The 14630-nt window shown below is 69.9% G+C and carries 5 protein-coding genes, 1 tRNA gene and 1 rRNA gene; 6 read left to right on the top strand and 1 reads right to left on the bottom strand.

Features of this window, described 5'->3' with window-relative positions; all coding sequences use genetic code 11:
• Window positions 1–786 precede the first annotated feature (786 nt).
• From rrf to FGF04_RS34410, 3 genes are all read left to right on the top strand, one after another.
• Window positions 787–903: ribosomal RNA gene (gene rrf / locus FGF04_RS34420) — 5S ribosomal RNA — on the top strand.
• Between the two features lie 114 nt (window positions 904–1017).
• Complete coding sequence (locus tag FGF04_RS34415; protein WP_149515452.1) at window positions 1018–1680, top strand: DegT/DnrJ/EryC1/StrS family aminotransferase; 663 nt, start codon at window positions 1018–1020, stop codon at window positions 1678–1680.
• 92 nt (window positions 1681–1772) lie between these two features.
• Window positions 1773–1845: transfer RNA gene (locus FGF04_RS34410), tRNA-Thr, on the top strand.
• An 81-nt stretch (window positions 1846–1926) separates the two neighbouring features.
• Here the strand turns inward: FGF04_RS34410 and FGF04_RS34405 are convergent.
• A complete protein-coding gene (locus FGF04_RS34405) occupies window positions 1927–4674 on the bottom strand; it encodes a SpoIIE family protein phosphatase (RefSeq protein WP_149515315.1) in 2748 nt (915 codons plus the stop codon).
• A gap of 330 nt (window positions 4675–5004) precedes the next feature.
• On the opposite strand from FGF04_RS34405, the gene FGF04_RS34395 reads away from it, so the two are divergent.
• From FGF04_RS34395 to FGF04_RS34385, 3 genes are all read left to right on the top strand, one after another.
• Window positions 5005–10491, top strand: coding sequence for a HAMP domain-containing protein (locus tag FGF04_RS34395; RefSeq protein WP_149515314.1), 5487 nt, complete (start codon window positions 5005–5007; stop codon window positions 10489–10491).
• 315 nt (window positions 10492–10806) lie between these two features.
• A complete protein-coding gene (locus FGF04_RS34390; protein ID WP_149515313.1) occupies window positions 10807–11493 on the top strand; it encodes a response regulator in 687 nt (228 codons plus the stop codon).
• Between the two features lie 225 nt (window positions 11494–11718).
• Complete coding sequence (locus FGF04_RS34385; protein WP_149515312.1) at window positions 11719–14478, top strand: DNA translocase FtsK; 2760 nt, start codon at window positions 11719–11721, stop codon at window positions 14476–14478.
• Window positions 14479–14630 lie beyond the last annotated feature (152 nt).

Raw genomic sequence — 14630 nt, 5'->3', positions numbered from 1 at the left:
GGCGCTCCGCTCCAGTACGTTTACGGCTCCGCCAGAACGGGAACCCGGACCGATCACGTGTCCGGACCACCCCGGGAGGGGCGGGGAATCCGACTCAGAGTCTCTGATAAAGTCGGAATCGCCGGAAAGGGAAACGCGAAAGCGGAAACCTGGAAAGCACCGAGGAAATCGGAACCGGAAACGGTCTGATAGAGTCGGAGACGCAAGACAGCAAGACCGAAGGGAAAAGCCCGGAGGAAAGCCCGAGAGGGTGAGTACGAAGGAAGCGTCCGTTCCTTGAGAACTCAACAGCGTGCCAAAAATCAACGCCAGATATGTTGATACCCCGTCCATCACCGCATGGTGGTGGGTGGAGGTTCCTTTGAAAAAGTCCTGCCGGGCGCAAGTTCGGTAGGCGCATCAGCGAGGACGCTGTGAACAGTCTTCCTTATTCCGGTRGACTGTTCCGCTCTCGTGATGTGACACCCGATTACGGGTAAACATTCACGGAGAGTTTGATCCTGGCTCAGGACGAACGCTGGCGGCGTGCTTAACACATGCAAGTCGAACGATGAACCACTTCGGTGGGGATTAGTGGCGAACGGGTGAGTAACACGTGGGCAATCTGCCCTTCACTCTGGGACAAGCCCTGGAAACGGGGTCTAATACCGGATAACACTCCTACGCTGACCGGTACTAATAGGCCGAGGGCTTGTCCTCAGTTGCTCGCGTCCACTGTGTTGGTTCTGAAACCACGAACAACCGTTGTAGCCAGGTCACGGCTCCGGTTTGTCTGTTTCATAGTGTTTCGGTGGTCATAGCGTGAGGGAAACGCCCGGTTACATTCCGAACCCGGAAGCTAAGCCTCACAGCGCCGATGGTACTGCAGGGGGGACCCTGTGGGAGAGTAGGACGCCGCCGAACAAATATTGAAAGAGCGGGTTCCCTAACTTCGGTTAGGGGACCCGCTCTTTTTTGTTGTGCGTCACTTGGAGTTCACGTTCCGCGACCAGCATCAGCGGCATGAGTACTGCTGCAATGCTCAGGGCCGCGGGTGTCGGCGCCGGTGACAAGGTCGTCGTGCCCGCCTTCGGGGACGCCGAGGTGGCCGAGGCCGTGATCGAGGCCGGCGCGCTGCCGGTCTTCGTCGACATCGACCCGGCGACGTACTGCCTCGACCCCGCCGAGGTGGAGGCCGCTGTCGGACCGCGGACGGCCGCGCTGGTGGCCGTCCACCGCTTCGGGCGGCTCGCCGACATGCCGCGGCTGTGGGACATCGGCCGGCGGCGCGGGCTGCTCGTGCTCGAACAGGGGGAGTCAGAGGCGCCGTACGCGGAGCTCGCCCAGCGCCGGGCGCACGCGGCCTACCTCGACGGACGGCTGCGGGGAGTGCGGACACCGGAGCGGGGCGCGGGCCACACGTACCAGCAGTACGTCGTGCGGGTGCCGGGGAACGGGCGGCCGGACCGCGACGCCTTCGCGCGCGCAGTGCGGGCCAAGGGTGTCGAGTGCCGGGTGCCGGTGAAGACGCCCGTGCACCGGATACCGGCGTTCCGGCGGGACGTCTGTCTGCCGCAGACCGAGCGGGCCGCCGACGAGACGCTGGCGCTGCCCGTCGGCGCCGCGCTGACGAAGCGTGAGATGCAGCGGATCGTGTCCGCCTGCAACGCCCTCGGCGGACTGCTCCAGCCTGCCTTCTGAGGCGGTCGGGGCTGTCGAACGCAGTTGGGAGCACACCGGCGTTCGGGGTATGCTTCATTCCGTTGCCGGGAGGGAGACCTCGAAAGCAACAGGCCCCTATAGCTCAGTCGGTAGAGCGTCTCCATGGTAAGGAGAAGGTCAACGGTTCGATTCCGTTTGGGGGCTCAAGAAGAGAAAAGGCCTCCGCCCTTGTGGGCGGGGGCCTTTTGCGTGTCCCGGGGCCCACCGGCCCCGGGACGGGTGTTCTCAGTCCTTCTGCAGGCCCGGGACGCGCATCGCCAGAATGGCCATGTCGTCGGACGGGGCGTCGCTCGCGAAGCGTTCGACCGCGCGCATGATGCGGGCGGCCACCGCACCGGCGGTCAGGCCCGTACAGGTGGTCAGGACGTCCGCAAGGCCGTCGTCGCCCAGCATGCGGGTGCCCTCGCGGCGTTCGGTGACGCCGTCCGTCACGCACAGCAGGACGTCTCCGGGATCGAGCGTCACCTCCTGCTCGTACAGCTCCAGGTCGTCCATGACGCCGAGGAGCGGCTGCGGTTCGGCGGCCGGTTCCACCGTGCCGTCCTGACGCAGGCGCAAGGGGAGCGGGTGGCCGGCGCAGACCACCTTCAGCAGGGCCGAGCCGTCCTCCTGGGGCCACAGCTCCCCGTACAGGAGGGTGAGGAAGCGGCTGCGGGCGCCCTCGTCGAGGATCGCGGAGTTCAGGCGGTCCAGGACGGCCGGGCCGCCGTAGCCCTCGCGGGCCAGCAGGCGCAGTGCGTGCCGGGCGAGGCCGGTGACCGCGGCCGCCTCCGGTCCCGTACCGCAGACGTCTCCGATGGCGAAGCCGTAGGCGCCGTCGCGGATGGGGAAGAGGTCGTAGAAGTCGCCGCCGACCTCGTTGCCCTCGCCCGCCGCGCGGTAGATGACCTCGACCTCCACGCCCTCGATGTGGGGCAGCTCCGGGGGGAGCAGGCTGCGCTGGAGGGACTGGCTGATGGCCGTGCGCTCGGAGTACAGGCGGGCGTTGTCCAGGGCGAGGGCGGCCCGGCGGCTCAGGTCCTCGGCCAGTTCCAGGATCTCCTGGCGGAAGTGTTCGTCCGTCGGCTTGCCGAGCGTCAGCATGCCGATGACGCGGTTGCGGGCCACCAGGGGCAGGACGACCGTCTCGCCGCCGACCGCGCCGGCCGTCGCCAGCGTCGTGCCGATGCCGGAGCTGACCGAGGCGGGCTCGCCGAGGCCGAGGCTGCGCATGGAGGTGCGCAGGGCGGCCGTGTGCGCGGCCTCCGAGGGCGCGGCCCACACGCGGGCGCCCGGTGTGGGGACGGGGTCCGGGGGGTCGATCTTCGACAGGAGGGCCTTGAGGCCGTCGATGCGGTCCTCGTCCTCGTGCAGGACGTACGAGAGGTAGGGGTCCGAGGCCTGGTCGGCGATCGTGTAGACGGCGCACCAGGTGGCCAGGGTCGGGACCGTCATCTGGGCCATCAGGGCCAGTGTCTGGTCGCGGTCCAGTGTGCCCGCGAGGAGGTCGGAGGCCTCGACGAGGAAGGACAGCGAGCCGCGGCGCAGGCGTTCCAGCTCGCCCAGGCGCGCCGACTCCACGGCGAGGGCGATGCGGTCGGCGGCGAACTGGAGGCGCAGGGCCTCCTCGTTGGAGTAGCGGCCCGAGGCCTCGGCCGCCACGCCGAGCGAGCCGGTGAGCCGGCCCTCGACCTTGAGGGGGACCGTGACGACGGAGCGCATGCCGGTGCCGTTGAGGAGCGGGACGGCGCCCGGGACGGCCGTGAGGTCCTCGTGGACGGCCGGCATGCGGGCGGAGCCGTAGCGGCCCGTGCCGGCCTCCACGGGGACGCGGGCGAAGCGCTGGCGGGCGGAGGGCAGGCCGGTGGAGGCGCGGACCTCCAGCTCCGTCTCGTCGTCTGTCGCGAGGAGCAGGAAGGCGGAGTCGCCGTCGAGCATGTCGCGGGCGCGTTCCACCGTGCGCTGCAGGAGGCCGTCGAGGTCGTCGGGGGCCGGTGAGCCGATGAAGACCTCGAAGGGGTCCGAGGCGTGGCCCTCGGAGCTGGTGGTCGTGTCGGTGGCCGAGACGCGCAACGGGGTCTGCAGGACCGCCCGTTCGTGGTCGCGCACCAGGAGGCAGACCGTGGAGGGTTCGCCGTCGGTGTCGCGTACGCGCAGGTGGGAGGCGTAGACCGGGGTGACGCGGCCGTTGGCGCCGCGCAGGCCGTAACTGCCTTCCCAGCGGGAGAGCTTGAGGGCGTCGACGATGCCGGTGCTGGTGCCGGGGGTGTGCGGCCAGGCCGCGAGGTCGGTCAGGGGCTTGCCGATGACCTGTTCGGCCGCGTAGCCGAAGAGTTCCTCGGCGTCCTCGTTCCAGGCGTTGATCGCGCCGACGCGGTCGATCTGGACGACCGCCACGCGGACGCGGCCGTCGGCCAGCGGGAGCAGGTGGGCGGGGAGCGAGGGGCCGGCCGTGCGGGTGCCCACCGCGCGTTCGGGGAGGTCGAGCTGGAACCAGACCTGTTTGTGGGTGGGCGCGTAGTCGACGCCCCAGCGGTCGGCCAGGGCGGCGCAGAGCTGGAGGCCGCGGCCGCCCTCGCGGTCGGGGTTGCCCATGTTGACGGTGCCGCTCTGGAGCGGAATCTCACGTTCCGGGTAGCGGTCGCCGACCTCGATCCGTACGCCGTCCTCGCTGCGCAGGCACAGGACGTCCGCGGACGTGCCGGCGTGGACCACCGCGTTGGTGACGAGTTCGCTGGTGAGGACCACGGCGTCGTCGACGATGTCCGCGAAGCCCCAGCCCTGGAGGGTGTCGCGGACGAAGGAGCGGGCGGTCGCGACGGACCGCCCGACAGGGTCGAAGCTGGCGGCCGCGCGCGCGGTGATCACAGAACTCCTCGTCCGGTCGTCGGCGGGCACGGCCTCGGGACCGACCCGGCCCTGCCTGGGCAGGAGCTGGTTCTCGGTCGGCCGGGGATCCCGGGGTGCTTCCCCGGGATGCAGTCCGGTGGTCATGGTGCGGTGCCCTCCGATGCCTGCCCGCTCGTGCTGGTGCCACCGCCCAGGCCGGAAGGACCGGCGCGGCTGGACAGCCGCATGCAAGGTTACTTACCTTCTCCGTCCGCGCGGATGCCGGTTGCCAGTGTTCACGTCCGTGGGTGTGCGGACCGTGTGCGAAGCTGCCGAACTGTTATGGCCTGGTTCAACCATGGTGAAACACTGGGCAGGCTTCCGGGGAAAGGTCCGGGCAGGCCGAGCGGCTTCCGGTCGTGGAGCAGTGGTAGCGGGCAAGTAGTACCCGAGTACGCCGAGCGGTAAATGGTCGACCCTTGCGGGAGGGACACAGTGGAGTCTGGCGCAGCGACGCGGGGCAATGAGGCGCGCGCGAAAGGCGGACGGTCCCTGAGTAGCCGGAGCGCACCACGCGGTGGCACCACGGAGGTGGACACGGCGGCCCTGAACAAGCTGCTGGCGGCCCTGGTGGCGATGCGGGACGGCAACTTCCGCAGGCGGCTCACCGTCTCGGGCGACGGCGTGATGTCCGAGATCGCGGCGGTCTTCAACGAGGTGGGCGACCGGAACCTCCAGCTGACCGGTGAGCTGTCGCGGGTGCGGCGGATGGTCGGGCGTGAGGGAAAGCTCACGGAGCGGCTGGAGACGGGCGCCTGCGAGGGTTCCTGGGCCGCGGCGATCGACGCGTCCAACGCGCTCGTGGACGATCTCGTACGGCCCGTCTCCGAGGTCGGCCGGGTGCTGTCCGCGGTGGCGGAGGGCGACCTGTCGCCGCGCATGGAGCTGCGGGCGCAGGCGGCGGACGGCAACGGGCATCCGCTGCGCGGCGAGTTCCTGAAGGTCGGGCGCACGGTCAACAACCTGGTCGACCAGCTGTCCACGTTCACCGACGAGGTCACGCGGGTGGCCAGCGAGGTCGGCACCGAGGGCAAGCTGGGCGGGCAGGCCCGGGTGCGCGGCATGTCCGGTTCGTGGAAGGACCTCACGGACTCGGTCAACACGATGGCGTACCGGCTGACGGCGCAGGTGCGGGACATCGCGCTGGTGACGACGGCGGTCGCCAAGGGTGATCTGTCCCGGAAGGTCACGGTTCACGTGGCCGGCGAGATGCTGGAGCTGAAGAACACCGTCAACACGATGGTGGACCAGCTCTCCTCGTTCTCCTCCGAGGTGACGCGGGTGGCGCGCGAGGTGGGCACCGAGGGCGAGCTGGGCGGGCAGGCGCAGGTGCCCGGGGTGGCCGGGGTGTGGAAGGACCTCACCGACTCGGTGAACCTGATGGCCGGCAACCTGACGGCGCAGGTGCGGGGCATCGCCCAGGTCACCACCGCCGTCGCCAGCGGCGACCTGTCGCAGAAGGTGACCGTCTCCGCGCGCGGCGAGGTCGCGCAGCTCGCCGAGACGATCAACCAGATGACCGAGACGCTGCGGACGTTCGCGGACGAGGTCACCCGCGTCGCCAACGAGGTCGGCGGCGAGGGGCGCCTGGGCGGGCAGGCGAACGTGCCGGGCGCGGCGGGGACGTGGAAGGACCTCACCGACTCGGTGAACACCGTCTTCCGCAACCTCACCACCCAGGTGCGGGACATCGCCGCGGTGACCACCGCGGTCGCCAACGGTGACCTGTCGCAGAAGGTCAGCGTCGAGGTCGCCGGCGAGATGCTGGAGCTGAAGAACACCGTCAACACGATGGTCGACCAGCTGTCGAGCTTCGGCGCGGAGGTCACGCGCGTGGCGCGCGAGGTCGGCGTCGAGGGCGAGCTGGGCGGGCAGGCGCAGGTGCCCGGGGCGGCGGGGACGTGGAAGGACCTCACCGACTCCGTCAACACGGCGTTCCGCAACCTGACCGGACAGGTGAGGAACATCGCGCAGGTGACGACGGCGGTCGCCAACGGCGACCTGTCGCAGAAGGTCACCGTGGACGTCTCCGGCGAGATGCTCGCGCTGAAGAACACCGTGAACACCATGGTCGACCAGCTGTCGTCCTTCGCCGACCAGGTGACGCGGATGGCGCGGGACGTGGGCACGGAGGGCCGCCTCGGCGGTCAGGCCCGGGTGGACGGCGTGTCCGGCACCTGGAAGGACCTCACCGACTCCGTCAACTTCATGGCGGGCAACCTCACCTCCCAGGTGCGGCAGATCGCCCAGGTGACGACGGCGGTGGCGCGCGGCGACCTGTCGCAGAAGATCGAGGTCGACGCGCGCGGCGAGATCCTGGAGCTGAAGAACACCATCAACACGATGGTCGACCAGCTCAGCGCCTTCGCCGAGCAGGTGACCCGGGTGGCCCGCGAGGTGGGCACGGACGGCCGTCTCGGCGGGCAGGCGCAGGTGCCGGGCGTCGCCGGGGTGTGGCGCGACCTGACGGACTCGGTGAACGGCATGGCCGGCAACCTCACCGCCCAGGTGCGCAACATCGCCCAGGTCGCCACGGCGGTGGCGCGCGGCGACCTGTCGCAGAAGATCGACGTGGACGCGCGCGGCGAGATCCTGGAGCTGAAGAACACCCTCAACACGATGGTGGACCAGCTGTCGAACTTCGCCGAGCAGGTCACGCGGGTGGCCCGCGAGGTGGGTACGGAGGGCATCCTCGGCGGCCAGGCCGAGGTGCAGGGTGTCTCCGGCACCTGGAAGGACCTCACGCAGTCCGTGAACTTCATGGCGAACAACCTGACGATCCAGGTGCGCAACATCGCCGAGGTCACGACCGCCGTCGCCAAGGGCGACCTGTCGAAGAAGATCACCGTCGACGCGAAGGGCGAGATCCTCGAACTCGTCACCACCGTCAACACGATGGTCGACCAGCTCAGCGCCTTCGCCGAGCAGGTGACGCGGGTGGCCCGCGAGGTGGGCACCGAGGGCATCCTGGGCGGCCAGGCACGCGTACCGGGCGTCACGGGCATCTGGAAGGACCTCAGCGACAACGTCAACCTGATGGCCAACAACCTGACCATGCAGGTGCGCAACATCTCCCAGGTCGCCGCGGCCGTCGCCAACGGCGACCTGACCAGGACGGTGACGATCGAGGCGAGCGGCGAGGTCGCGCAGCTCGCCGACACGTTCAACACGATGGTCAAGACGCTGAGTTCGTTCGCCGACCAGGTCACCAAGGTGGCCCGCGAGGTGGGCACGGACGGCATCCTGGGCGGCCAGGCGCGCGTACCGGGCGTGTCCGGCACGTGGAAGGACCTCACCGAGTCGGTGAACGGCATGGCGTCGAACCTGACCGGGCAGGTGCGCAACATCGCGATGGTCACCACGGCCATCGCGAAGGGCGACCTGACCAAGAAGATTGACATCGACGCGCGCGGCGAGATCCTGGAGCTCAAGACCACCATCAACACGATGGTCGACCAGCTGTCGTCGTTCGCCGAGGAGGTCACCCGGGTGGCCCGCGAGGTGGGCACCGAGGGCCAGCTGGGCGGCCAGGCACGCGTGCGTGACGTCGACGGCACCTGGCGCGACCTCACCGAGTCGGTGAACGAGATGGCCGGGAACCTCACCCGCCAGGTGCGCGCCATCGCGCGCGTGGCGACCGCCGTGACGCGCGGCGACCTCAACCTGAAGATCGACGTGGACGCCTCCGGCGAGATCCAGGAGCTCCAGGACTACATCAACAAGATGATCGCGAACCTCCGCGACACCACCATCGCCAACAAGGAGCAGGACTGGCTGAAGGGCAACCTCGCCCGGATCTCCGGCCTGATGCAGGGCCGCCGCGACCTCGCCGACGTGGCCTCGCTCATCATGAGCGAGCTCACCCCGGTGGTCTCGGCGCAGCACGGCGCGTTCTTCCTGGCGATGCCGCTGGACGACGGCAAGGACGTGGGCGCCGCGCACGACGACTCGTACGAGCTGCGCATGCTCGGGTCCTACGGGTACTCGATGGGCTCCATGCCGACGTCGTTCCGGCCCGGTGAGACGCTGATCGGGACGGCCGCCAAGGAGAAGCGCACCATCCTCGTGGAGAACGTGCCGCCGGGGTACCTGAAGATCGCCTCCGGGCTCGGGGACGCGCCCCCGGCGCACGTCATCGTGCTGCCGGTGCTGTTCGAGGCGACCGTCCTCGGTGTGATCGAGCTGGCGTCGTTCCACTCCTTCACGCAGATCCAGAAGGACTTCCTCAACCAGATCGCCGAGATGATCGCGACGAGCGTCAACACCATCGCGGTCAACACCAAGACCGAGGTGCTGCTCAAGCAGTCGCAGGAGCTGACCGAGCAGCTGCGGGAGCGGTCGGCGGAGCTGGAGAACCGGCAGAAGGCCCTCCAGGAGTCCAACGCCGAGCTGGAGGACAAGGCCGAGCTGCTGGCCCAGCAGAACCGCGACATCGAGGTCAAGAACACCGAGATCGAGGAGGCGCGGCAGGTCCTGGAGGAGCGCGCCGAGCAACTCGCGGTCTCCATGCGCTACAAGAGCGAGTTCCTGGCCAACATGTCCCACGAGCTGCGGACGCCGCTCAACTCGCTGCTGATCCTCGCCAAGCTGCTCGCCGACAACGCGGACACCAACCTCACCCCCAAGCAGGTCGAGTTCGCCGAGACGATCCACGGCGCGGGCTCCGACCTGCTCCAGCTGATCAACGACATCCTCGACCTGTCGAAGGTCGAGGCGGGCAAGATGGACGTGTCGCCGACGCGGATCGCCCTGGTGCAGCTCGTCGACTACGTGGAGGCCACCTTCCGCCCGCTGACGGCGGAGAAGGGCCTCGACTTCTCCGTACGGGTATCGCCTGAGCTGCCCGCCACGCTGCACACCGACGAGCAGCGGCTGCTCCAGGTGCTGCGCAACCTCCTGTCCAACGCGGTGAAGTTCACCGACACCGGAGCGGTCGAGCTGGTCATCCGGCCGGCGGGCGCGGAGGTGCCGGTCGCCATCCGGGAGCAGCTGCTGGAGGCGGGCTCGCTGCGGGACGCGGACGCCGACCTGATCGCGTTCTCCGTGACCGACACGGGCATCGGCATCGCGGCCAGCAAGATGCGGGTCATCTTCGAGGCGTTCAAGCAGGCGGACGGCACGACGAGCCGCAAGTACGGCGGTACGGGCCTGGGCCTGTCCATCTCGCGGGAGATCGCCCGTCTGCTGGGCGGCGAGATCCACGCGCAGAGCGAGCCGGGACGCGGCTCGACGTTCACGCTGTACCTGCCGCTGCACCCCAGTGAGCTGCCGCCGCAGGGCTATCCGCAGCTGTCCGCGCCCATGGACGCCGGGGCGCTGCCGGCGGGCGAGGACGACGGGGTCCGGGCGCGGGTGGAGACACCGGCGGAGATCAAGTCGTACCAGGAGACGCAGAACGGGACCGCCGCGCTCTTCAGGCGGCGCCGCAGGGCGGTGCCCGCGGCCGAGCGGCGGCCCGCGCTGCCGGGGTCCCAGCCGCAGGCTCCGGAGGCCTGGGGCGCGGGCGAGGAGGAGGTCGCCGTACGGCCGCGCGCGGCCTTCCGCTTCGAGGGCGAGAAGGTGCTGATCGTCGACGACGACATCCGCAACGTCTTCGCGCTCACCAGCGTCCTGGAGCAGCACGGGCTGTCGGTGCTGTACGCCGAGAACGGCCGCGAGGGCATCGAGGTCCTGGAGCAGCACGACGACGTGACGGTCGTCCTGATGGACATCATGATGCCCGAGATGGACGGGTACGCGACCACGACGGCGATCCGCAGGATGCCCCAGTTCTCCGGGCTGCCGATCATCGCCCTCACCGCCAAGGCGATGAAGGGCGACCGGGAGAAGGCCATCGAATCGGGCGCCTCCGACTACGTGACGAAGCCGGTCGACCCCGATCACCTCCTGGAGGTCATGCAGGAGTGGATGCGGGGTAAGTGACCGGACGCCCGGGTCCGACCGGGCGGTGGAGGATGATGGAGTGGCAGGGAGACGACCGCGCACACGGGACGGTCGGACGGCGGGCCGGTGCGCCGGTCTGCTGACTGACTGTGCCCGAAGCCGTGTGGAGAGCCGGTATTCGGGGAACCTTCTGGTCCCCCACCGCGTTTCTGCTACGTGCACAGTGACATCGCGGTGACAGGGTGTGGCGACGGGCGGGGTGCGGCTACCATGACCGGCACAAGGACGGACGGCGCTCAGAGGCCGTCCCCTGGGGCGGCGCCCGGTGCACTGCCGGGACGAGGAGGGCGGGCCATGGTGCAGAAGGCCAAGATCCTCCTGGTCGATGACCGGCCGGAGAATCTGCTGGCGCTGGAGGCCATCCTCTCTGCGCTCGATCAGACACTGGTACGGGCATCTTCCGGGGAGGAAGCGCTCAAAGCACTGCTCACGGACGACTTCGCGGTCATTCTGCTGGACGTCCAGATGCCGGGCATGGACGGTTTCGAGACCGCAGCGCACATCAAGAGGCGAGAACGGACCCGGGACATCCCGATCATCTTCCTCACCGCGATCAACCACGGCCCGCACCACACCTTCCGGGGGTACGCGGCGGGTGCGGTGGACTACATCTCCAAGCCGTTCGACCCGTGGGTGCTGCGCGCGAAGGTCTCGGTGTTCGTCGAGCTGTACATGAAGAACTGCCAACTGCGGGAGCAGGCGGCGCTGCTACGCCTCCAGCTGGAGGGCGGCGGCAAGGCGGCGGCCCTCGGCGACTCCAAGGAGCCGGCCGGACTGCTCGCCGAACTGTCCGCGCGCCTCGCGGCCGTGGAGGAGCAGGCCGAGGCGCTGTCCAAGCAGCTGGACGACGACGCGGCGGACGCGGCGGCGGTGGCGACCGCGGCCCACCTCGAACGCAAGCTGACCGGCCTGCGCCGCGCGCTGGACGCGCTGGAGCCGGGCACGGGCAGCGGGGCGGCCTCGCTCCCGTCCCAGAACTGAGGCTTCCGGAAGAGCTCCTGTGCGGCCTGTGGGCCGGCGCGGGGTCGTGCGGTCGGCCCAGTCGGCCTCCGTGCGCTCCGCGGCCGCCTGCGCGCCCAACAGCCTGCCTCAGCACAGGGATTCGGGGCGCGGAGGCCTCAGTTCCGAGCCAGGAACGGGCGACACGAACGGGTGAAGCAGTGGGCACACGTGTCCGCAGTGGTCTCCACCGGTAACCTCACACCCATGGCCTCACGTCAGCCCGCAGCCAAGAAGCCGACCCCCAGGAAGGCGGTCGCTCCGAGGAAGGCTGTGGCGAAGAGGGCCCCGGCGAATAAAGCCCCCGCGAAGAAGGCGCCCGTCAAGAAGGCCGCCGTCAGGAAGGCACCGCCCCCGCGGCCGGCGCCCAGCCCGACCGGCGGCGTCTACCGGCTCCTGCGCGCCCTCTGGCTCGGTGTCGCGCATGCCGTCGGCGCCGTGTTCCGCGGCATAGGACAGGGCGCCAGGGGACTGGACCCCGCGCACCGCAAGGACGGGCTCGCGCTGCTGCTGATCGGCCTCGTGCTGATCACCGCCGCCGGGACCTGGTCGAGCCTGCGCGGCCCCGTGGGCGATCTCGTCGAGATGCTCGTGACCGGCGCCTTCGGCCGCCTGGACCTGCTGGTGCCGATCCTGCTGGCGTTCGTCGCCGCCCGGCTCATCCGGCACCCCGAGAAGCCAGAGGCCAACGGGCGCATCGTCATCGGCCTGTCCGCGCTCGCCGTCGGCGTGCTCGGCCAGGTCCACATCGCCTGCGGGGCGCCCGCGCGCAGCGACGGCATGCAGGCGATAAGGGACGCGGGCGGGCTCATCGGCTGGGGCGCGGCGACCCCGCTGACGTTCACGATGGGCGACGTCCTCGCCGTGCCGCTCCTCGTGCTGCTCACGGTGTTCGGGCTGCTGGTGGTCACCGCGACACCCGTCAACGCGATCCCGCACCGGCTGCGGATGCTCGGTGTGCGGCTCGGCGTCCTGCAGCCGCGTGAGAGCGACGACGTCGTCGGTGAGGACGACGAGCGCTACGACGAGCAGTGGCGCGAGGCGCTGCCCGCGAGCTCCCGGCGGCGCCGTGCGGCCCCCGGGGAGTACGGCCCGGACGAGGCCGAGCAGGAGGCGCTCTCCGAGCGCCGGGGCCGCCGCAGGCGCCCCGCGGTGCAGCAGCCCGCGATGGACCGGCCCATGGACGCGGTCGACGTGGCCGCGGCCGCCGCCGCGGCGCTGGACGGAGCCGTCCAGCACGGCATGCCGCCCTCGCCGCTGGTGGCCGACCTGACGCAGGGCGTCGGCACGGACCGCGGCGACCACGAGGACTCCGGCCACGGCGCGGCCCCGTACCCCGACGCGGAGCCGGCACCGGTGCCCGCCGCGCGGGCCAGGGGCACCAAGGCCAAGCAGGAGACCCTGAAGGCCGAGGTCGCCGACCTGACCAAGCCCGCCCCGGAGGCCCCCCAGGACCTTCCGGCCCGGGCCGAGCAGCTCCAGCTCTCCGGCGACATCACGTACGCGCTGCCGTCGCTCGACCTCCTGGAGCGCGGCGGCCCCGGCAAGACGCGCAGCGCCGCCAACGACGCCATCGTCGCCTCGCTCACCAACGTCTTCACCGAGTTCAAGGTCGACGCGGCCGTCACCGGCTTCACCCGCGGACCGACGGTCACGCGCTACGAGGTCGAGCTCGGCCCCGCCGTGAAGGTCGAGCGGATCACGGCGCTGGCGAAGAACATCGCGTACGCCGTCGCCAGCCCGGACGTGCGGATCATCAGCCCGATCCCCGGCAAGTCCGCGGTCGGCATCGAGATCCCCAACACCGACCGGGAGATGGTCAACCTCGGCGACGTGCTGCGCCTGGCGGCCGCCGCCGAGGACGAGCACCCGATGCTGGTCGCGCTCGGCAAGGACGTCGAGGGCGGCTACGTGATGGCCAACCTCGCGAAAATGCCGCACATCCTGGTGGCCGGCGCGACCGGCTCCGGAAAGTCCTCGTGCATCAACTGCCTGATCACCTCCGTGATGGTCCGGGCGACCCCCGAGGACGTACGCATGGTCCTGGTCGACCCCAAGCGCGTCGAACTGACCGCGTACGAGGGCATCCCGCACCTCATCACGCCCATCATCACCAACCCGAAGCGGGCCGCCGAGGCGCTGCAGTGGGTCGTGCGCGAGATGGACCTGCGCTACGACGACCTCGCGGCCTTCGGATACCGGCACATCGACGACTTCAACGACGCCATCAGGAAGGGCAAGGTCAAGCTGCCCGAGGGCAGCGAGCGGGAGCTGTCCCCGTACCCGTACCTGCTGGTGATCGTGGACGAGCTCGCCGACCTGATGATGGTCGCGCCGCGGGACGTGGAGGACGCCATCGTGCGCATCACGCAGCTCGCGCGCGCGGCCGGCATCCACCTGGTGCTCGCCACGCAGCGGCCGTCCGTCGACGTCGTCACCGGCCTGATCAAGGCCAACGTGCCGTCCCGGCTGGCCTTCGCCACTTCCTCGCTCGCCGACAGCCGCGTCATCCTCGACCAGCCCGGCGCCGAGAAGCTGATCGGCAAGGGTGACGGGCTCTTCCTGCCGATGGGCGCGAACAAGCCCACCCGTATGCAGGGCGCCTTCGTCACCGAGGACGAGGTCGCGGCCGTGGTGCAGCACTGCAAGGACCAGATGGCGCCGGTCTTCCGGGACGACGTCACCGTGGGCACCAAGCAGAAGAAGGAGATCGACGAGGACATCGGCGACGACCTCGACCTGCTGTGCCAGGCCGCCGAACTGGTCGTCTCCACGCAGTTCGGGTCGACCTCGATGCTCCAGCGCAAGCTGCGCGTCGGCTTCGCCAAGGCCGGCCGGCTGATGGACCTCATGGAGTCCCGCAACATCGTCGGGCCCAGCGAAGGGTCCAAGGCGCGCGACGTCCTCGTGAAGGCCGACGAACTGGACGGCGTGCTCGCGGTGATCCGCGGGGAGGCTCAGGGGTAGGGGGTCAGGCGCAGGGGCCCGGCCGGGGACTCGTCCGGGACGCGACCGGGCCCGGCCGGGATGTTCGAGCGGGAAGGTTCGAACAGAGAGGTTTGAAACGGGCCATCGGGGTGATCTGAACGTGACTCACCCGTGAGGAAACGGTGAGCAAC

Source organism: Streptomyces apricus, from assembly GCF_008369065.1.
Classification (GTDB): Bacteria; Actinomycetota; Actinomycetes; order Streptomycetales; family Streptomycetaceae; genus Streptomyces; species Streptomyces apricus.
This window is presented reverse-complemented; position numbering and strand designations above follow the sequence as displayed.